The organism is Dyella sp. NPDC103356 (assembly GCF_055584465.1).
This window is the reverse complement of record NZ_JBVJLZ010000002.1, coordinates 78,271-98,890: the sequence shown is the minus strand read 5'-3', so window position 1 is coordinate 98,890 and position 20,620 is coordinate 78,271. Positions and strand designations below refer to the sequence as shown.

The 20,620-nt window shown below is 63.1% G+C and carries 14 protein-coding genes, 1 tRNA gene and 2 pseudogenes; 3 read left to right on the top strand and 14 right to left on the bottom strand.

Annotation, left to right across the window (positions count from 1 at the left end):
- Positions 1–9 precede the first annotated feature (9 nt).
- The 7 genes from pilV to murJ form a co-directional block, all read right to left on the bottom strand.
- Positions 10–537 carry a type IV pilus modification protein PilV gene (gene pilV, locus ACZ6WW_RS04010; protein ID WP_281848141.1) on the bottom strand — a complete coding sequence of 176 codons (528 nt, stop codon included), beginning with the start codon at positions 535–537 and terminating at the stop codon, positions 10–12.
- A gap of 191 nt (positions 538–728) precedes the next feature.
- Positions 729–804, bottom strand: a tRNA-Thr gene (locus tag ACZ6WW_RS04005).
- 54 nt (positions 805–858) lie between these two features.
- Positions 859–1,818 carry a 4-hydroxy-3-methylbut-2-enyl diphosphate reductase gene (gene ispH / locus ACZ6WW_RS04000; protein WP_281848139.1) on the bottom strand — a complete coding sequence of 320 codons (960 nt, stop codon included), beginning with the start codon at positions 1,816–1,818 and terminating at the stop codon, positions 859–861.
- Between the two features lie 63 nt (positions 1,819–1,881).
- A complete protein-coding gene (gene lspA / locus ACZ6WW_RS03995) occupies positions 1,882–2,379 on the bottom strand; it encodes a signal peptidase II (RefSeq protein WP_465273072.1) in 498 nt (165 codons plus the stop codon).
- Positions 2,380–2,435: 56 nt separating this feature from the next.
- The gene (gene ileS / locus ACZ6WW_RS03990) at positions 2,436–5,309 is read right to left on the bottom strand and encodes an isoleucine--tRNA ligase (protein ID WP_465273071.1); all 2,874 of its coding nucleotides are present in this window, start codon (positions 5,307–5,309) and stop codon (positions 2,436–2,438) included.
- Positions 5,310–5,386: 77 nt separating this feature from the next.
- Positions 5,387–6,340 (bottom strand): bifunctional riboflavin kinase/FAD synthetase, encoded by a 954-nt coding sequence (locus tag ACZ6WW_RS03985; RefSeq protein WP_465273070.1) that lies wholly within the window; start codon positions 6,338–6,340, stop codon positions 5,387–5,389.
- Between the two features lie 150 nt (positions 6,341–6,490).
- Positions 6,491–8,098: a murein biosynthesis integral membrane protein MurJ gene (murJ, locus tag ACZ6WW_RS03980; RefSeq protein ID WP_465273069.1), complete on the bottom strand. Its 1,608-nt coding sequence runs from the start codon at positions 8,096–8,098 to the stop codon at positions 6,491–6,493.
- 232 nt (positions 8,099–8,330) lie between these two features.
- Here murJ and rpsT point away from each other — a divergent pair, with 232 nt between their 5' ends.
- The gene (gene rpsT / locus ACZ6WW_RS03975) at positions 8,331–8,594 is read left to right on the top strand and encodes a 30S ribosomal protein S20 (RefSeq protein WP_281848135.1); all 264 of its coding nucleotides are present in this window, start codon (positions 8,331–8,333) and stop codon (positions 8,592–8,594) included.
- 277 nt (positions 8,595–8,871) lie between these two features.
- Here the strand turns inward: rpsT and ACZ6WW_RS03970 are convergent.
- From ACZ6WW_RS03970 to ACZ6WW_RS03940, 7 genes and pseudogenes are all read right to left on the bottom strand, one after another.
- Positions 8,872–12,273: pseudogene (locus ACZ6WW_RS03970) on the bottom strand (ATP-binding protein); the annotation flags it as partial.
- Positions 12,270–12,872, bottom strand: a pseudogene (locus ACZ6WW_RS03965) (DUF4194 domain-containing protein); the annotation flags it as partial. The pseudogenes ACZ6WW_RS03970 and ACZ6WW_RS03965, both read right to left, overlap by 4 nt.
- Before the next feature lie 46 nt (positions 12,873–12,918).
- On the bottom strand, positions 12,919–14,388 hold the full coding sequence (locus tag ACZ6WW_RS03960; RefSeq protein WP_465273068.1) for a DUF3375 domain-containing protein: 1,470 nt from the start codon (positions 14,386–14,388) through the stop codon (positions 12,919–12,921).
- A 54-nt stretch (positions 14,389–14,442) separates the two neighbouring features.
- Positions 14,443–15,522, bottom strand: a complete 1,080-nt coding sequence (gene cgtA, locus ACZ6WW_RS03955; protein ID WP_465273067.1) for an Obg family GTPase CgtA — start codon at positions 15,520–15,522, stop codon at positions 14,443–14,445.
- A 179-nt stretch (positions 15,523–15,701) separates the two neighbouring features.
- The gene (gene rpmA / locus ACZ6WW_RS03950) at positions 15,702–15,959 is read right to left on the bottom strand and encodes a 50S ribosomal protein L27 (RefSeq protein ID WP_281848131.1); all 258 of its coding nucleotides are present in this window, start codon (positions 15,957–15,959) and stop codon (positions 15,702–15,704) included.
- A gap of 25 nt (positions 15,960–15,984) precedes the next feature.
- The gene (gene rplU, locus ACZ6WW_RS03945) at positions 15,985–16,299 is read right to left on the bottom strand and encodes a 50S ribosomal protein L21 (protein ID WP_281848130.1); all 315 of its coding nucleotides are present in this window, start codon (positions 16,297–16,299) and stop codon (positions 15,985–15,987) included.
- A gap of 246 nt (positions 16,300–16,545) precedes the next feature.
- A complete protein-coding gene (locus tag ACZ6WW_RS03940; protein WP_281848129.1) occupies positions 16,546–17,076 on the bottom strand; it encodes a DUF2059 domain-containing protein in 531 nt (176 codons plus the stop codon).
- Positions 17,077–17,250: 174 nt separating this feature from the next.
- Here ACZ6WW_RS03940 and uvrA point away from each other — a divergent pair, with 174 nt between their 5' ends.
- Together uvrA and ACZ6WW_RS03930 are read left to right on the top strand one after the other, a co-directional pair.
- Entirely contained in the window at positions 17,251–20,109 is a 2,859-nt protein-coding gene (gene uvrA / locus ACZ6WW_RS03935) for an excinuclease ABC subunit UvrA (RefSeq protein ID WP_465273066.1), read from the top strand.
- On the top strand, positions 20,106–20,540 hold the full coding sequence (locus ACZ6WW_RS03930) for an acyl-CoA thioesterase (RefSeq protein WP_465273065.1): 435 nt from the start codon (positions 20,106–20,108) through the stop codon (positions 20,538–20,540). Before uvrA ends, ACZ6WW_RS03930 begins: the two co-directional genes overlap by 4 nt.
- Positions 20,541–20,620: the final 80 nt, after the last annotated feature.

Sequence of the window (20,620 nt, the reverse complement as noted above, 5' to 3'; positions counted from 1 at the left end):
CGGGTCGCTTCATGGCATGTAGTTCAATGTGTAGGAGAGATCATCGTTTGCGCTGGTCGTCGTATTGGTATCGACGGAGCCACCGGACCAATGTGCGGTTATCTGGTACTGGCCAAGCGATCCATTCCAGGTCACCGTGGCCAGATTGCCGCCAACCGGTCCCGGCGCGGCACTCTTCAGGCGATTGATCCATTGGCTGATATCGTTGCTGGCTATCTGCTGCGGCGTGCAGCCCGCGGAGCAATCGATCAGCGTCGGCGGCGTCGAGCCGGAGAAACAATAAGGACACTCGCTGGCGGTCGGTGCCGACTGATCGGCCGCCGTCTGCGGCAGTACCGCTACGGTCGGATTGGCGCGCATCGCATCGATCAGGCTACGCACCTGGATAATGGCGTAGCTACGCGACCCAGCCTGCTTGGTGAATTGAGCGCCCTTGATCTGCAACAACGCCAGGCCGAGTACGCCGACGCTGAAGATGACGATCGCCACAAGCACTTCGATCAGCGAGACGCCTCGCTGGCGCGATATAACCCGCATTGGGATTCCCCCTGGATGCCCTTGGGCGAACTGTGGACCGGGGCCGCGCAGCCGCCAAGGCCCCCACCGATGAGCGGTCGGAATTGGCCGACGAGCGGCGGCGACGGCCCGAACAAGAGTGATGGCCTTCACACGCCTTCGGCCGGGCTCCGGGCACAAAAAAGCCCGCACTGGGCGGGCTCTCTTGAATCTGGTGCCGGAAATAGGAATCGAACCTACGACCTACGCATTACGAATGCGCCGCTCTACCAACTGAGCTATTCCGGCAGTGAATCTGGAATTTTACGGGGCCGAGCCAACCGGCGCAAGCCGTCGGGATGCTTAAAGGCTTGCCGACGAGCTGCCGACCACGCGCAGCTCCTTGGGCAGGGCGAACGTGATGGTTTCCGCTTCGCCGTCCAACTCCTGCACCTCGTTGCCACCCCAGGACTGCAGGCGGGCGATCACGTCGCGGACCAGCTTTTCCGGAGCGGAGGCGCCCGCGGTCAGGCCGATGCGCTTTACGCCATCGAGCCAGCTGCGCTCGATATGCTCGGCACCGTCGATCAGGTAGGACGTCACGCCCTGCTTTTCCGCCAGCTCGCGCAGGCGGTTGGAATTGGAGCTGTTGACCGACCCGACTACCAGGACCAGATCGACAGCATCGGCAAGCCGGCGCACCGCATCCTGGCGATTCTGCGTCGCGTAGCAGATATCGTCCTTGCGCGGTCCATCAATGTCCGGGAATTTCTCGCGTAGCGCCGCGATGATCGCCTTGGTGTCGTCGACCGACAGCGTGGTCTGCGTGACATAGGACAGCTCGTGCGGAAACTTCGGCTGCAGTTTCGCCACACAATCGACGGACTCGACCAGCAGGATCTCGCCCGTATTGGCCGGGTTCCACTGCCCCATCGTGCCCTCGACTTCCGGGTGGCCGGCATGGCCGATCAGTACCACGCTGCGCCCGCCGCGCCCGAGGCGCGCCACTTCCATATGTACCTTGGTGACCAGCGGACAGGTCGCGTCGAAAACGTTCAGGTTGCGGCTTTCGGCTTCTTCACGCACCGCCTTGGACACGCCGTGCGCACTGAAAATGACGGTGGAACCATCCGGCACTTCGTCGAGCTCTTCGACGAATACCGCCCCGCCCGCCCGCAGCTTGTCGACCACATAGCGGTTGTGCACGACCTCGTGACGCACGTAGATCGGCGCGCCATACGATTCGAGCGCCCGCTCGACGATGGCAATGGCGCGATCGACGCCGGCACAGAAGCCGCGGGGATTGGCGAGAAGGATGTCCATGGGGCTGGGGAAGCTCGTTGGCTGCTTTGAAGGGATTATCGCACGTCGGGACGTTCAGCTTTGTTAGGGTTGCCCAGCCTGCTTGGTAAACAGCCCAAACACGATCAACATCACCGCCCCCACCGTAATGGCCGAATCGGCCACATTGAAGACCGCAAAATCCCAGCTGTCGTAGTAGTGCACATGGATAAAATCGGTGACCTTGGCCTGATGCAGGCGGTCGATGACGTTACCCCAGGCGCCGCCGATGATCATCGCCAGCGGTACCGCCGTGCGCCAGTCGCGGCGCGAAATGCGCGACAGCCACACCACCAGCGTCACGTCGATCACCAGCGCCAGTGCCACGAAAAACCAGCGCTGCCAGCCGGCGCTATTGGCCAGGAAACTGAACGCCGCGCCGGTATTGAAGGCCAGGGTCCAGTTAAGCAACCCGGGGATGACCGGGTGCGGCACGCCCGGTGGTTGCAACGCGCTCAATGCCCAGACCTTGCTGAGCTGATCGAGCACGATGACCACGGCGGTAAGCCACAGCCAGGACAGAGCAGAGGGTTTGGGCGACATGAACAAACTCGGTCGAAGAAAAAATCAGGCGCACCCTTGAGGTGCGCCCTTGCGTCTTAGAAGTAATGGCGATCTTCGCCCGGACCGTCGACATTGCTCACGCAACGGCCGCACAGCTCCGGATGCTCGGCATGCGTACCGACGTCGTCGCGACGATGCCAGCAGCGGATGCACTTGGGCGCTTCGCTGACCGTGGCCGAGACCCACACATCGGCCCCTTCCAGCTCGGTGAGCACTGCTGTCTCCGGCTGACCGCCGGCAACATCCAGACGCAGATCGGAGGTGATGAAGAAGAAACGCATTTCTTCCATCGCCGACGCGTAACGCGACACGACGGCCTGGTCGGCGTGAATGGCGAGCTTCGCTTCGAGCGACGCGCCGATCTGACCGCCCTTGCGCATCTCTTCGAGCACACGCGAAGCGGTGTCGCGAATGACCAGCAGATCGGACCAGTAACGGCGCTGTTCGGGCGAACCCTGCGTCGCGGCCAGGCCGTCGTACCAGGTTTCGAACATCACGCTTTCGCTGCGCTTGCCCGGCATGTGCTGCCAGATTTCCTCGGCGGTGAAACTCAGCATCGGCGCCAACCAGCGCACCAGGGCTTCGAGGATGCGATACATCGCACTCTGCGCACTGCGGCGACCATGGCTGTTTTCCGGCATCGTGTAGAGCCGGTCCTTGGTGATATCCAGATACAGCGCGCCCATTTCGTTGGTGCAGAAGTTCTGCACGCGCTGCACGATTTCCGGGAAGTCGTAACGATCGTACGCGGCCGCCACTGCCTGTTGTGTGTCGTAGGCCTGCTGCACGGCCCACTGGTCGAGCAACACGCTGTCGGTCACCGGCAGCAACTGCGTCGCCGGATCGAAACCATCCAGGTTACCGAGCAGGAAGCGCGCAGTGTTACGGATACGACGATACGTATCGGCCACGCGCTTCAGGATTTCGTCCGACAACGACATCTCGTTACGGTAGTCGGTCGAGCAGATCCACAGGCGCAGGATGTCCGCACCCAGGTTCTTCATGATGTCCTGCGGCTCGATACCGTTGCCCAGCGACTTGGACATCTTGCGGCCCTGCGCATCCACGGTGAAGCCGTGGGTGAGCACTTCCTGGTAAGGCGCACGTGCGTAGATGGCCGCCGAGGTCAGCAGCGAGGAATGGAACCAGCCGCGATGCTGATCGCTGCCTTCCAGGTACATCACCTTGTATTCGCTCGCGGTGCCTTGCTGCAGCTCGGGACGCTGACCGACCACGGTAAAGTGACTCGTACCCGAATCGAACCACACGTCAAGTACGTCGGTGACTTTTTCGTAGTTGTCCGCATCCGCGCCCAGCAGTTCGACCGGGTCGAGCGCGAACCACGCATCGATACCGCCCTTCTCCACCTTCTGCGCGACTTTTTCGAGTAGCGCGACGGAATCGGGATGCGGATCCTGCGTTGTCTTGTGCACGAACAGCGCGATCGGCACGCCCCAGGTACGCTGGCGCGAGATACACCAGTCCGGGCGGTCGGCGATCATGCCGGAGATGCGCTCCTCACCCCAGCCGGGGATCCAGCGCACGGTCTTGATCGCATCGAGCGAGGTCTTGCGCAGACCCTTCTGCTCCATGCTGATAAACCACTGCGGCGTCGCGCGGAAGATCACCGGCGTCTTGTGCCGCCAGCAATTGGGGTAACTGTGCTCGATCTTCGCAAACGCCAGCAGCACGCCACGCTCGCGCAGCAGCTCGACGATCTGGTCGTTGGCCTTCCAGATATGTTGACCGACCAGCACGGTGTCGCCCACGTTCGGCGTGTTGTCGCCGTAGGTGCCGCGCGAACCGATGTAGTTGAGCGTGCCGATGCCATACGGCTTGGCGGCGACGAAATCTTCCGCGCCATGATCGGGCGAGGTATGCACCGCACCGGTACCGTCTTCATCCGACACGTGGTCGCCCAGGATCACCGGCACTTCGCGCGGATAGAACGGATGACGCAGAGCGACGCGATCGAGTTCCGCACCCGCTACCGCGAGACTGCCCGCCACCTGCTCGGCGTGCTCGACCTGCATATAGCGGTGCGCGACCTTGTCGGCCAGGCGCTGCGCGACCACGACCCACACCTCGCGCCCGTCGCGCGTGGGTGCCTTGATCAGCACATAGTCGATCGCCGCACCGAGCGAGACGGCCTGGCTTTCCGGCAGCGTCCACGGCGTGGTGGTCCAGATCGGGATCGCGACGATGGCGTCACCGGCATCGACGCCGAACTTCGCCGCCAGCGCTTTTGCATCGACGGCATCGTAGGCCACGTCGACGGCCGGCGAGGTCTTGTCGCCGTACTCGATTTCCGCCTCGGCCAGTGCCGAGCCGCAGTCGAAACACCAGTACACCGGCTTGGCGCCGCGCACGACGTGCCCGTTCTCGACGATCTTGCCCAGCGCACGCAGCATGTCCGCTTCGTACTTGGCGTCCATGGTGCGATAAGGGTTCTGCCAGTCGCCCAGCACACCAAGACGCTTGAAGTCGGTGCGCTGCAGATCGATTTGCTGCTGCGCGTATTCGCGACACTTCTGGCGGAAGGCATCGGCGTCGAGCTTGTCGCCGACGCGGCCAAATTTCTTTTCAATGGCGATTTCGATCGGCAGGCCATGGCAGTCCCAGCCCGGCACGTATGGCGAGCGGTAGCCGGCCATCAGCTTGGACTTGACCACGACGTCCTTGAGCACCTTGTTGACCGCATGGCCCAGGTGAATCATGCCGTTGGCATAGGGCGGGCCGTCGTGCAGCACGAACGTCTTGTCGCGACCGGCGGTCTGCGCCTGAATCTGCGCATAGCGGTCCACCTTCTCCCACTCGGCCAGCCAGTTCGGCTCGCGCTTGGGCAGATCGCCGCGCATCGGAAATTCCGTCTGCGGCAGATGGATGGTGCTCTTGTAATCCTTGCTCATTGTTTACGCTGCCATCGGGTAGGGGTCGGCACCGGTTCGTCGCCGAACGGTGCCGCGCGATTCTTGAAAAACTTAGGTCACGCTTCGGCCAGGCGCGGATTCATGCCCAGTGCCGCGCGCGCTTCACGTGCGTCGCGATTCATCTGGGCCGTCAGCGCTTCCAGGCCGTCGAACTTCTGCTCGTCGCGCAGCTTGGCGACAAACTCCACCGCCATGCGTCGACCGTACAGATCGCCATCGAAGTCGAACAGATGGACTTCGAGCAAGGGCTCGGCCACTTCGTTCACCGTGGGCCGCACACCCAGGCTGGCGACGCCAGGCCAACTGCACTCGCTTTCGCCCAGGCCGACGCGGACGGCAAAAATGCCCTGCACCGGCGTGACCCTCTCACGAAGATGGATGTTGGCGGTCGGAAAGCCAAGGGTACGGCCAAGCTGGTTGCCGTATTCGACCTTGCCCTCGATCACGAACGGGCGGCCCAGCAGCGGTTCGGCAGCGGCAAATTGGCCGGCAGCGAGCAGGCTGCGCACGCGGGTCGCCGATACGCGCTCGCCTTCCAGCAATACCGGCGCCATCACATGCGCTTCGAAGCCGCAGGCAGCCCCCATCGATTCCAGCAGGGCGACGTCACCTGCGCGCTTGTGACCGAAACGAAAATCCCCGCCGACCCAGACTTCCCGCGCGGCCAGGCGCTCGACCAGCACGCGCTGCACGAAATCCTCGGCCGACATGGCGGTCAGAGCTTTGTTGAAACGCAGCAGCAAGGCCTGCTCGATCCCGGCTGCACCGAAGCCTTTCAGCTTTTCGCGCACGCCGGAAAGCCGCGGCACCGGCACCGGCGAAAAAAACGCCCGCGGCAGCGGCTCGAAGCTCACCACCGTCGGCGTCCAGCCGCTGATCTGCGCGCGCTCACGCACCTGCGCCAATAGCGCCTGATGCCCGCGATGCAGGCCATCGAAGGCGCCAACGGCAACCACGCTACCGCCGGGGGCCAGACAAGGGCCCGCGACGTCCCTGGAAAGTCTCATCATCGGCCGAGTATAGCGGCTGGACCTGGATTCTGGCCGTCCGAAATCGCCTTGACGGCTCAAGACGCTGGGCCCCGGCGTTCGCCGGGGCGACGAAGTTTGCGACCCATTTCAATTTACCGTCGCCCCGGCGAACGCCGGGGCCCAGCGCCTTTACACGCCGCGCAAGTCGCGCATACGGAAACCGGTTGCAAACAACGTTGCGACATACGCACCACCGCCGGCAGCCACCAGCGCGCCCAGATGCCAGACGCGCGTCCACCACGTCGTCGTGGACCAATCCGGCCACAACCATCGACCCAGCAGCAGCACGACGATCATCACCGCGCATGACAAGCCCAGCCGCACCCAATGACGCCCCCACCCCGGCTGGCGCTCATAGACGCCGGCCTTGCCCAACCAACGCCACAGCAGCGCCAGATTGATATAGCTGGCCGTCGCACTCGCCATGCCCAGTGCCATATGCAGCCCCGGCACCTTGACCAATGCTTCCATCACCGGCAATTGCTTGATCTCCGGCGAGGCCCACCAACTGAACAGCAGCGCCAGAAACAGCAGGTTGAACACCATATTGGCCACCAGCGACGCCACGCCCGCACGGACCGGCGTACGCGTGTCCTGGCGCGCGTAGAACGCCGGCAACACCACCTTGACCAGGGCAAAGGCCGGCAGGCCGAAACTCAGCGCGGAAATCGACAAGGTCGCCATGTGCGTGTCGAACGCAGTGAACGCGCCATGCTGGAACAGCGTCGCCACCAGCGGCTCGGCCAGCAGCATCAGCGCGAACATCGCCGGTACCGCGATCAGCAACGTGGTGCGCAGACCCCAGTCGAGCGCCATCGAAAAACCGGACCGATCGGTGGCCACGTGGTGACGTGACAGCGATGGCAGGATCACCGTACCCAGAGCCACGCCGAACACACCCAGCGGAAGCTCGAGAAACCGGTCGGCCTGCGAGAGCCAGCTTTGCGAGCCGTCGATCAGGTGGGCGGCGATCAGGGTGTCCAGCAGCAGGTTGATCTGTGCCACCGAAGAGCCGAACAGGGTCGGCACCATCAGCCGCATGATCCGGCGCACGTCCGGGTCCTTCCAGCCCCAGCGCGGCAGCGTCAGCAGGTCCAGCTGACGCAGGGCCGGGAGCTGGAACAGTAGCTGCAGCAGGCCGGCCGCCAGCACCGCCCAGCCCATCGCCAGGATCGGGGTATGCAAGCGCGGCGACAGCCACAGGGCGCCGGCGATCATGCACAGGTTGAGGATCACCGGCGTCAGCGCCGGCACGCCGAAACGATGAAAGCTGTTCAATGCCCCGCCCGACAACGCCGTCAGCGAGACGAACAGCAGGAAGGGAAAGGTCAGGCGCAGCAGGTCGACGGTCAGCTCGTACTTGCCAGCCTCGGCGGCTGCGCCCGAATCGAACAGCGAGGCCACCTGGGGGGCGAAAATGATGCCCAGCGCCGTAATGATCAGCAGGACGCTGCCCAGGGTGCCCGAGACCCGGGACATCAGCCCCTTGAGGTCTTCGTGGGGGCGCTTTTCCTTCACTTCCGTGAAGACCGGTACGAAGGCAGTGGAAAACGAGCCCTCGGCGAACAACCGGCGCATGAAATTGGGGATACGGAACGCTACCCAGAACGCATCGGTGGCGGCATTGGCGCCGAACGCCATATTGATCGACATATCCCGGACCAGCCCGAGGACGCGCGAAACCATCGTCATGCTGCTGAACGAGAGCAGCCCGCGGAACATGCTGGGGGACTTCATGCGGTCGCCGGAACCTTCTCTTGGGAGGCGGAATGGGCGGCAAAACCGCGTAAACTGCGGTCTTGCCCGAAAAGGCGCGTAGTTTGACAGCCCCATCGGGCAAGATGACAGGCCAGATGTGGCAAAATGGCGATCCTCGCCTGCGTCGCCCCGAGCTAAGCTATTGACGTAGCGACGCAAAGACGTGATAATCGCCGTCTTTTTCCAACCCTAACGATTTCGGAGTTCTACCTTGGCCAACATCAAGTCCGCGAAGAAGCGTGCGCGCCAGTCCGAGCAGCGCCGCCTGCGCAACGTCAGCGCCCGTTCCATGGTGCGCAGCGCCCTCAAGAAGGTCATCAAGGCCATTGAGGCCAAGGACAAGGCTGCCGCTGTCGAAGCCTTTGCCACCGCCCAGCCGGTGATGGATCGTTACGCCGCCCGCGGCCTGATCCACAAGAACAAGGCCGCTCGTCATAAGAGCCGCCTCAACGCGAAGATCCATGAGCTGGCGTAAGCCGGCCTTGGATTACATTCGGGTTGGATAAGAAAAGCCGGCGTGAGCCGGCTTTTTTGTTTACCTATAAAAGCGGGCCGGCGTGAGTCGGCTTTTTTGTTTACCTATAAAAGCGGGCCGGCGTGAGTCGGCTTTTTTGTTTGCCTATAAAAGCGGGCCGGCGAAAGTCGGCTTTTTTGTTTTCTGATCGAGGGCGCCCCCTCACCCCAACCCTCTCCCCTGGCTCTGCCGGGGGAGAGGGTTGGGGTGAGGGGGACTCTTACACCGCCTCAACCTCACGCACCTTCTCCGGCAACGCCAACCGCCTGGCGTCCTCGTCATACGAGATCAGCAACACGCCCGAATCGTGGCGTCCAGTGATATCGACAAAACACGCCCCGCCAATAAAAGGCTCCAGCGTCATCACCGATTTCAACGGCGTGGCCACTACCATCTGAAACCCGAAGTTCTCGAAGATATTCATCGCCAACGCGGTGAACTCGTTGTCGGCCTTGTCGAACGCCTCGTCGAGCACCACCGGTGCATAGCGCGGCAGGTGGCCGTCGTCGCCACCGAGCTGATAACGCAACGCGGCAGCCAGACAGGTGGTAGCCAGCTTCTGCCGCTGACCACCTGACTTGCCCGCACCGCTGCGATACACCTCGATCTGCCGACGCGTATCGGCCTCCATTTCCACGCCGACGAATTCGACATGCTGACGCACGTCCAGCACCTGCTCGCGCCAACGCTTGTGCTCTGGGTCATCCGCCCCGAGGCGGGCCACCAACTGGCGCAGGATCGCGAACTGTGCTTCCGCGCGCTCGCGATCTTCGGTCTGGTTGTGCGATAGCACGTCGCGCAGCTGCTGCTGGAAGTCGCGCACCTCCTGCAGACCGCGATCGGAGAGATCGATCTGCAACAGCGTGCCTCGGTTGAAGGGGACACGCTCCAGGCTCTCGTTGACCTCGTCCATGCGCTGGCCGATCGACTTGCGCGCCTCGGTCATATGTTTCTGCAGGACCAGCAGGTTCTGCTTGCTCTGGCTTTGCAACAGATCGAAGAAGCGCGCCTCATGCTTGGGCAGGCCGTCGAGCTCCAACCGGCGCAGGCGGGCGAGAAAGCCCTCGGCGGAATCCATATTCGGCGTGAAGTCACCGCCATCCTGGGGCCAGCGGCGGCAGAACGCGCGGAAACATTCTTCGATGGCCTGAACCCGTGCGTTGTCCTGCGCAGCCTGATGGGCCAGCGATTCGTTCAAGCCACGCTCGACCTGGTTGATCTGGCCATCCAGGTTGTCCAGCGTAAGCGGCGGATGCGCCGGCAGACGTCCAGCAAGCCCCTGGGACTGCACGGGCGACAGCGGCATCTCGCCGGCTCTGGATGCACAACCCTCGCGGCGCGCTTCGATCCGCTCCCGCTCCTTGCCCACGGCCAACCGTTCGGCCATCGCGTCTTCGTATGTCTTGGCGGCGCGGACACGCAAGGTGCGCTCTTCGTCGAGCCGCTGCATCACGTCCTGCAGGCTCGCATCGCCCTGACGCAACTGCTGCAACTGGGTTTCGATATCACCCAGGCGGCGCAGCTTCGGCGCCACGTCGATCTCTTCCCATTCCACATGCAGCAGGTTGGCCGCCGACACCCGGCGGTCGCCGTCGGCGTCGCGCTCGGCCTTCAACGTATCGAGCGCCGCCGCGCTTTGCGCAATGGTTTGCGCCAGCCCCTGCCCTTCCTGCTCGAAAACGCCCAGCTTGTCGCGATTGTCGAAACCAAGAATCCAGTGCCGACGGTCGTCGACCGCACGGCGATCGTCTTTCTCGAAACGATCGCCCGGATGCTTGACCTGACCCTCGCGGGTGATCGCACGCTCGGCATGGCGCAGCGCCGCCGCCGTATCCACGCAGGTATAGTCGAAACGACGCGACAACTCGGCCGATAGCCAGTCGCGGTGGGCATGGTCGCGAATATCCAACCGATGCACCATCGAGCGCGCATCCAGAGCGCGACCGCGCATAGCATCGACATGACCGACGCGGTAGTAAACCAGCTTGCCGCCCAGGTGCGTCTTGTTGATCCAGGCCGATACTTCGGCGTAATGCTGCTCGTCGACCAGCAGCGAAAGCGCGAAACCATGCAGCACGCGCTCGATCGCGCCACGCCACGCGGCGTGCTCGGTCTTGACCTGCAACAGCTCGCCAACAAATGGCAACGCATTCTCGGAGAGGCCCAGCTCCTGACACAGGCGCGCGCGCATGGCCTGGACCGGCGCCGGAATGTTCGACGGGTTGCGCTTCAAGGCGTCGATTTCGGCGCGCACCTCGGCAAAGCGTTGCTCGGCCTGCACGCGTTCGCGCTTGATCGCATCCATACGGTCTTCGACGCCAGCAGCACGATCGCGTGCGCCGTCCAGCAACTCTCGCGCCTGACCCACAATTTCGGCAAAGCCTTGCGCCGTACCGGGCAGGCTCCAGGCGAGTTCGCGACAGGCTTGTTCGACCTTGCCGCGGCGGCGCAGGCGATCGTCGCGTTCGCGCGTTACCTGACCATGTTCACGCTCGAGTGCATCGAGCGCATCGCCGCCCTGCTCGCGCCGTTGACGCTCGAGATCCGCCAGACGCTGATCGTGGTTTTCCACCGCCTGACGCCGCTGCGCTACTTCGCCGGCGAGCGCCGTGTCCTGCACCTGGATCTCGGCCATGCGTGCATCCAGCAGGACCAGACGGCGCTGTTCACGATAGGCATCCACGCAAAGATGCAACTCGCGCAGCTCGCTGGTCTGCCGACGCAGCGTCAACAGGTCGTCGTGCGCGACGCGGGCGGGCGACAAGGTATCGACCTGCTCGCGTGCGATCACCACGGACTTGTGCGCGGCATCGAGCTCGGCAAAATCCGCGACCAGGCGTTGCGACGCGGCGAAGGTTTCCGGCTCGTCCAGCATAAAACCGCGCAGAAACTGGTTGAGATCACCCAGGTTCTTGGCCGACTGCGTCTTGTGCAGCAGCTTCAGCGCCATCTCGTTCTGGATGCCCAAGAGACGACGAAAACGCTCGGCATAACCGGCAAAGGTATCGAAGTGATGAACGTCATCGCCCAGCCGGTTTTTCAGGCGGCGCAGGTCGAGGTCGAAACCGTCCAGCTCGGCGGCAATATCGAATGCACGCTCGGTGACCATGTAATGCTTTTTGACGTCTGCCGCTGCCGAACCATTACCGGCGATCCAGAACATGCGGATCACGCTGACGGTCTGACCGAGGCGATTGCCGTATTCCAGCGCCAGTGCCGTCCAGGTACTGCCCTTGCGCAGATACTGGGTGGCGATCTCGCCCGAATCGCTGTCGTGCTGATCGGCCCAGGCGCCGCGGACATAGGAGGCGAGATTTCGATCACGCCCGCTGCGCTCGGCTTCGCGCGCGGCGGCGTTGAAATCGACCAGGTTCGGCGGCACGAGCAAGGCGGACATTGCATCGAGCAAGGTCGACTTGCCTGAGCCGGAGCGACCGACAAACAGAAAGCCACGCTCGGCAATGGGCACTTCGACCAGACCGCTGAACGTGCCCCAGTTGAACACCTGCAGGCGGCGCATGCGGAACTGTTCGTCGCGCGGATCGGGCAAATCCGATAGAAACAGCGACGGTGCGACCGCGCGAACCGGCTTGGGCTTTTTCGGCGCACTCTTACGCGGCGCCTTGGGCTTGGTGCTCATGCGTCTACCTCGTCATCGCCAGCATCGCGCAGCTCGCGGTAAACCTGTGCCAGCGCCTGCACGTCTTCGGCGGAAAACAGCAGCTTCAAGGCGGGCGAGACTTCGTAGCGGTCTTCGCTGCCGCGCAGTTTTTCCAGCACGTGGTTTTCCTTCATCTTGGCGATCGACGAAGACACGCGCTTGGCGAAACCGGCCCGGTCGGTGGACAGGTTCTTTTCGTAGACCGAAAGCGCATCGGACAAGGCGGCCTCTTCGACCACCGCGCGATGACCGCGGGCTTCCGCCTCGGCCAGTTGTTGACGAAGGTGCAGCAGCAGGACTGAATCGATGAACGTCAACGGTGACGAGCGCAACAGTACTGGCGTGTCCAGCTCGCCGGTATCGGCCTGGCGTGTAAAGGCCACACCGGCCTCGCGGTCGATCACCAGCTCCAGGAACAGCTCGCATAGATGCGAACGCACCGGCGACTCGTAGCGCAGCAATGCCGGCCACAGCGTGTCGTGACGACCCGCATCCAGGCTGGGTCCGCTCAACAGCTGGCAAAGCGCGCGACGCGCGTCCAACGGCAAGCCGCCAGTATCGCCATCGAAGAGCGCGCCGGATTTCGATGGCGTCGCGCTGGCCTCCTCGATGGGGAGTTCGTCCTCAAGCAAATTCATTGCGCTTCTCTTTCAGGAACCACACCAGAGGTACGCGAGCATGCCGCCAGCTTCCGTCGCCGCCGAGCCAGCTGATCGCTTCCCATTCGCCGTCGGCAACCACGCCATGGCGTGTTGCCAGCGACAGATAGCCGATCACGCTGCCCAGGCCTTGTTCGGCCGGTTTCTGCAATAGCACTTGCCCAATGGAAAGTTGCTCGTGCGTGTCCAATAGCTCATGCAGATCGCGACGCAGGCCGCGGAAATTGATTTCGGACTGGGCCACCAGTTCGCTCACGCTATCGAGCGAAATGGCCGCGCCACCGCTACGGTCGATGCGACCGTCGATCCTGGTGCTCCGCGGGTCGTGCAGCTTCCATTGCGATAGCGAGCGCAGGCGACTGGTCGTCAGTTGCAAGGTATAGGACGTGCGCTGGCGGGTATGCACCGAGTCGCGCAGTTGCAAGGCCTCGGCCTGTGCCTGCTTGAGCAGCTGGTTGAGCCGCCGCTGTTCCAGGTAGCCGCGGCTCTGCACGAAACCGCGCAGGCTGCGGGCAAAGGTCTGCAGCACATCGTGTACTTCGCCACCGCGTTCAAGCATGACGCCGGTAATACCGCGCAAAAACTGCCGCTCGTTGCGCTGCAGCTTGCGTGCGAAATTGCGTGAAAGAACTTCTTCCAGCGCCGCGTCGAGCTGCGCACTCTGCTCGACATCGTTGAGCAGGCTCCAGAAGGCGTTGAAGCTTCGGCCAGCCTCGCTCTCGCCGATGACGTCCACACCTTCGAACAATCGGTCGAGCACGTCGCCACGCTCGCCTTCATCGTCGATGATACGTTCGCGAAATTCCCGATTGAGTCGCTCGAAATCGTCGCGTACTCGACGGAAATCCTCGGTAAGCTCGTCGGCCAGCTGAATGATTTCGCGCGTACGTTCGAGGGCGCGCTTACCGTCGATGGCGGCCACCTTGCCGGTGCCGATGCGCGTAATTTCAGCATCGATGCGGTCACGCTCTGCATAGAGGGCGGACAGACGTGCGGCTGGATCGGTTTCGGTCTGTTCGGCGAGGCGGACGAGTTGCTCGATCACCAGGGCCAGGCGACTTTCCGTGGCGGCGCTACGCTGCGCGTCGAGGCCGCCGATAAAACGGATGGCTTGTGCCGCCTGCGCCGATAGCTCGTATTCCTCTTCCAACGCATCGTCAGGCAGACGACGTTCCAGAATGCCCTTGGACAGCCAGTCGGCGACATAGGCCTGGGCCGTACGCGGCAACTCGCGTGGCAGCTCCGACGCATTGAGCGTGTCCAGCTGGTATTGCAGGCGCTCCAGCAGCACGGATGCACCGAGCTTGCGCTCGCCGTCCATCAATACCGTCTGCAGGAGACCGATGATTTCAGGCGCGTGATCGGCGGCCAGCAGTCGCCATAGAGCTTGTTCGCGCAGCCGCCGGTATCCGGCGATACGAGCTTGCGACTTCATGCTTGGAATGGCGCCCCCGCGACGATCCTTCGCTGATCCAGACCGGCGAGCGGCTTACTCGCCAGACACTTCGCCGCGCAGGCGCACATCGCCCGGCAGCATGTCATCGCGGCTCTCGCGCAGGTTCCGCTGCGATTCGAAGAAGCGCTGCACCTGCTGGCAGACAACCATGGTGTTCTCGCGTGCGATCGCCGAGACCAGGAACCAGGGTTCCTTCCATTCGAGACGCTCAACGATGTCTTCGGCAACCGCCTGGCGCTCGTCGTCGGGCAACACGTCGGCCTTGTTGAGCACCAGCCAGCGCGGACGCTCCAACAATTCGGGGTCGAACTTGAGCAGCTCCTGCTCGATCGCACGTACCTGCTCGACCGGGTCGCTGCCGTCGATCGGCGCGATGTCCACCAGATGCAGCAGGATGCGCGTGCGTGAAACGTGGCGCAGAAACTGGATGCCGAGACCCGCGCCATCGGCTGCGCCCTCGATCAGGCCGGGGATATCGGCAATGACGAAGCTCTGGTCGGTGCCGAGGCTCACCACACCCAGATTCGGATGCAACGTGGTGAACGGATAATCGGCCACGCGTGGCGTCGCCGCCGATACCGCACGGATAAACGTGGATTTACCGGCATTGGGGAAGCCCAGCAGGCCGACGTCGGCCAGCAGCTTCAGCTCCATCTTGAGCTCGCGCACTTCACCCGGCGTACCTGGCGTCGACTTGCGCGGCGCGCGGTTGACCGAACTCTTGAAGTGGATATTGCCCAGGCCGCCCTTGCCACCCTGCGCCACCAACAGGCGCTGGCCGTGCACGGTGAGGTCGCCGATGATTTCGTCGGTGTCGACGTTGGTCACCACGGTGCCGATCGGCACGCGAACGGTGGTGTCCTCGCCACCCTTGCCGTACATGTCGCTGCCCATGCCGTTCTGGCCGCGCTGCGCCTTGAAGCTGCGCTGGTGGCGGAAATCGATCAGCGTATTGAGGCCCTCGTCGGCAATCAGCCAGACCGAGCCACCGCTGCCGCCATCGCCGCCATCGGGGCCGCCGAACGGGATGAACTTCTCGCGACGGAAGCTGATGCAGCCGTTGCCGCCGTCACCGGCATGGACTTTGATGATCGCTTCGTCGACGAATTTCATAGGGGTCAATGGTAAAGGGTAAACAGTGAATGGGAAAAGCAAACGGCAATTCTTAGGCAATGGTCCGCAGAACCGGCTACCCGGCTCTTCCCACTGACCACTTACTGTTGACCATTTACTGCTCTTACAACGAAAAAGCCCCGCCGAGGCGGGGCCTTTACCGCAACGGCGCCGGGGAATTAACCCTGGACGACGTCGACGTAACGACGGTTCTTCTCGCCGCGAACCGCAAATTGCACCACGCCGTCCACCAGGGCGAACAGGGTGTGGTCGCGGCCGAGGCCCACGCCGGTACCCGGATGGAACTGGGTGCCGCGCTGACGCACGATGATGTTACCGGCTTCGATGGCCTGGCCACCGTAGATCTTCACGCCGAGGTACTTCGGGTTCGAATCGCGACCGTTGCGCGACGAACCTACGCCTTTTTTATGTGCCATGACTGATTACTCCAGAATTGGCGGATCAGGCGTTGATGCCCGTGATCTCGACTTCGGTGAAGTGCTGACGATGTCCCTGCTGCTTCTTGTAGTGCTTACGGCGGCGGAACTTGACGATGCGGATCTTATCGGCGCGGCCGTGCTTGCGCACGGTGGCACTGACGGTGGCACCGCTCACGGTCGGCGCGCCGACGGTGATGCTCTCGCCCGAACCGACCAGCAGCACCTGGTCGAAATTCACGCTGGCGCCTTCTTCGGCGTTCAAGAGTTCCACGCGCAGGACATCGCCCTGCTGAACGCGGTACTGCTTGCCACCGGTCTTGATGACTGCATAACTCATGGGATTATCCCTTCTGTCGTTATTCTCTTGGGTTTCGCTCAAAGCCTTTCGGGCTTGGCGAACTGCGGAGTATATCGGGGGGAAGGGAGGCTGGTCAATTGTTGACCAGCCAGGGCGTCAAGCCGCCGCTGCGCGGCTGAAAAGAGTAAAGAGTAAAGAGGAAAAGCAGCCCGCTCTTCCCCTTCCCAGGCTGCGCAGCAGCCGACTTTACCCTTTCCAGGCCGCAAAGCGGCCGGCTTTACTCAATCACTTCTTCCCCTTGCCCTTGGCCGGCGCCGCCGGCTGGGTCGCGGGAGCGGCCGCTGGCGAGGCCGGACAGCGCCCCTGGGCATCCAGGGTGCCCTTCTGCTGCAGCTCGGTAATCATCTGGCGGCCACGCTCCTGGCCCCATTGCTGGCCGATCTGCATGCCTTCGGCCATGGTCGCCGGCATTTCGGTGATCACCTTCTGGCCAAGCGGAGAACGATAGAACTTCAGCAGGCCGTCGACGTCCTCGGCGGTGAAGTGGCGCTGGTAGATCGGCACCATGCGGCCGATCAGTTGCTGGGTGCCGTTGGCATCGATAAAGCCCTGCCAGTAGCTGCCCGGCACGCAAGGCAGCGTCTGCTGCATCACGCCGGCCATCTGACCGTTCATCTGCGACAGCATCTTGCCGACCCCCACAGCGTCCATCAGCTCGCGAACCTTGGCCTCGGTCGCCTGGGCGGCCAACGCCTGCCCGGCGGTCAATGTCAGCGCCAGACCCGCGCCCAGACTCAGCCATACGCTCTTTTTCATCGTTATCCCTCGATTATTCGTATTTCAGCCCCAGATAAGAGGCCTGCCGGCGACCCGAGTACGGCCGCATCCGGTATTAAGCCACAACCCCCTCGGAACACCACCACGCCGCAATAAGTAACCTGAGCGGTTTGGTATAGTACAGTTTTCCCAACCCCCGACACCCCAGGTGCTATGGATACGATCCGCATACGCGGCGCGCGCACGCACAATCTGAAGAACATCGACCTTGACCTGCCCCGTGACAAGCTGATCGTCATCACCGGCCTTTCCGGCTCGGGCAAGTCGTCGCTGGCGTTCGACACCATCTACGCCGAGGGGCAGCGACGCTATGTCGAATCGCTGTCGGCCTATGCGCGGCAATTCCTCTCCATGATGGAAAAGCCGGAAGTCGATCACATCGAAGGCCTGTCCCCGGCGATCTCGATCGAGCAGAAGTCCACCTCGCACAACCCGCGCTCGACCGTCGGCACCATTACCGAGGTCTACGACTACCTGCGCCTGCTGTATGCACGCGTGGGCACCCCGCGCTGCCCCGATCACGGCATCCCGCTGGAAGCCCAGACGGTCAGCCAGATGGTCGACTCCACCCTCGCGCTCGACCCGGAAAAGCGCTTCATGCTGCTGGCGCCGGTGATCCGCGAGCGCAAGGGCGAACATGTGCAGGTGTTCGAGCAATTGCGCGCCCAGGGTTTCGTGCGCGCGCGCGTCGACGGCACGGTGTTCGATCTCGATGCGGTGCCGCCGCTGACCTTGCGCCAGAAGCACACCATCGAAGCGGTGATCGACCGTTTCCGTCCGCGTGAAGACATCAAGCAGCGCTTGGCCGAATCGTTCGAGACCGCACTGCGGCTTGGCGATGGCTTGGTGATCCTGGCGGACATGGACGATCCGAAGGCGCCGGAACAATTGATGTCGTCGCGCTACTCCTGCCCGGTATGCGATTACTCGCTACCGGAACTGGAACCGCGCCTGTTCTCGTTCAATTCGCCGGTCGGCGCCTGCCCGACCTGCGACGGCCTGGGCGTGACCCAGGTCTTCGACCCGTCGCGCGTGGTCGGCCACCCGGAGCTGCCGCTTTCCGGCGGCGCGGTGCGTGGCTGGGACCGGCGTAACGCGCACTATTTCCAGTTGATCATGTCGCTGGCCAACCACTACGGCTTCGATGTCGATACGCCGTGGCAGAAGCTGTCCAATACGGTCCAGCAGGCAGTGCTTTACGGCAGCGGCAAGGACAAGATCGCCTTCCGCTACCTCACCGAGCGCGGCGGCAAGGTCACGCGCGAGCATGCCTTCGAAGGCATCCTCCCCAATCTCGAACGCCGCTACAAAGAAACCGAATCACCAGCCGTACGCGAAGAGCTGGCCAAGTACATCAGCGATCATCCCTGCCCCGACTGCGGCGGCCAGCGCCTGAACCGCTCGGCGCGCAACGTGTTCGTTGCCGACCACGCGCTGCCTTCGCTGACTTCACGCTCGATCGACGACACGCTGGTTTTCTTCGATGCGCTGAAGCTGGCCGGCTGGCGCGGCGAGATCGCGGTGAAGATCGTCAAGGAAATTCGCGAACGCCTGACCTTCCTCAACGACGTCGGCCTCAACTACCTCACGCTGGATCGCCAGGCCGACACCTTGTCCGGCGGCGAAGCCCAGCGCATCCGCCTGGCATCGCAGATCGGCGCCGGCCTGGTCGGCGTGATGTATGTGCTGGACGAACCGTCGATCGGCCTGCATCAGCGCGACAACGAGCGCCTGCTCGGCACGCTCACGCGGCTGCGTGACCTTGGCAACACGGTCATCGTGGTGGAACACGACGAGGACGCCATTCGCGCCGCCGACCATGTGCTCGACATCGGCCCCGGTGCCGGCGTGCATGGCGGTGAAATCGTCGCGCAAGGCAGCATGAAGGACATCCTCAACTCGCCACGCTCGGTCACCGGTCAGTACCTCTCCGGCAAGCGTGCGATCGAAGTACCGCAGGAACGCCGCGAACAGACGGACAAGGACTCGTGGCTGCATCTGAAAGGTGCCAGCGGCAATAACCTGAAGAACGTGAACCTGGATATCCCCGCGGGCCTGTTTACCTGCGTCACCGGCGTCTCGGGTTCGGGCAAGTCCACCCTGATCAACGACACCTTGTTCCGTCTGGCCGCCGCCGAATTGAACGGTTCCAGTGCGCAACCGGCGCCGTACAAATCGATCGAAGGGCTGGAGCTGTTCGACAAGGTTGTCGACATCGACCAGTCGCCGATCGGCCGCACGCCACGCTCGAACCCGGCCACGTATACCGGCCTGTTCACGCCGCTGCGCGAGATGTTCGCGCAGGTGCCCGAGGCACGCTCGCGCGGCTACACGCCGGGCCGCTTCAGCTTCAACGTGCGCGGCGGCCGCTGCGAGGCGTGCGAAGGCGACGGCATGATCAAGGTGGAGATGCACTTTCTCCCCGACGTCTACGTGCCTTGCGACGTCTGCCACGGCAAGCGTTACAACCGCGAGACGCTGGAGATTCTGTACAAGGGCCACACCATTTCCGACGTGCTCGGCATGACTGTGGAAGACGCACTGAAGCTGTTCGAGAACGTGCCGACCATCGCGCGCAAGCTCGATACCTTGCGTGCGGTCGGCCTGGATTACATCAAGCTCGGCCAGAGCGCGACCACGTTGTCCGGCGGCGAGGCGCAGCGCGTCAAGTTGTCCAAGGAGCTGTCCAAGCGCGATACGGGCCGCACCCTGTACATCCTCGACGAACCGACCACCGGCCTGCATTTCCACGATATCGAGCAATTGCTCGACGTGCTGCATCAACTGGTCGACCAGGGCAATACCGTGGTGGTCATCGAGCACAACCTCGACGTGATCAAGACCGCCGACTGGATCGTCGACCTAGGCCCCGAAGGCGGTGGCGGCGGTGGGCGCATCCTGGTATCGGGCACGCCGGAAGTCGTCGCGGAAACACCCAACTCGCATACGGGCCGCTTCCTGGCGCCGCATCTTGAAATCAGAAAGCCAAAGGCACGGAAAAAGAAAGCATGAGTTCGACCGGTACCATCGTGGACAGCGCACCCACCGTCGCATTGATCGAGGCGGACATCAGCGTCCGTTGGCGCGATCTCGATGCGTTCAACCACGTCAACAACTCCAACTATCTCACCTATCTGGAAGAAGCCCGTTTGCAGTGGCTGCAGCAACTGCCGGGCGAGTGGATGAATGCACAGGCCGCACCCGTGATGGCGGCCAGCGAAGTCAACTATCGCCGGCCGATCGAGTGGCCGGCACAGGTCCGCGTGCAACTCTTCAGACAACGCCTGGGCAATACCTCGATGGTCATCGGCCACCGCATTGTCGACGCGAGCGACAGCGAGCGTATCTATTGCGACGGCCATGTGGTGATGGTGTGGATGAACCCGCAGACCGGCAAATCCGTGCCGCTGCCGCAAGTCGTTCGCGATAGCGCGGCGGCATAACGCACAGAACCCCGTTTGGGGTTGATCGAAGCTGCGGCACGGATGCCGCAGCTTCATGCGATATGGGTAAGATCGGTGCG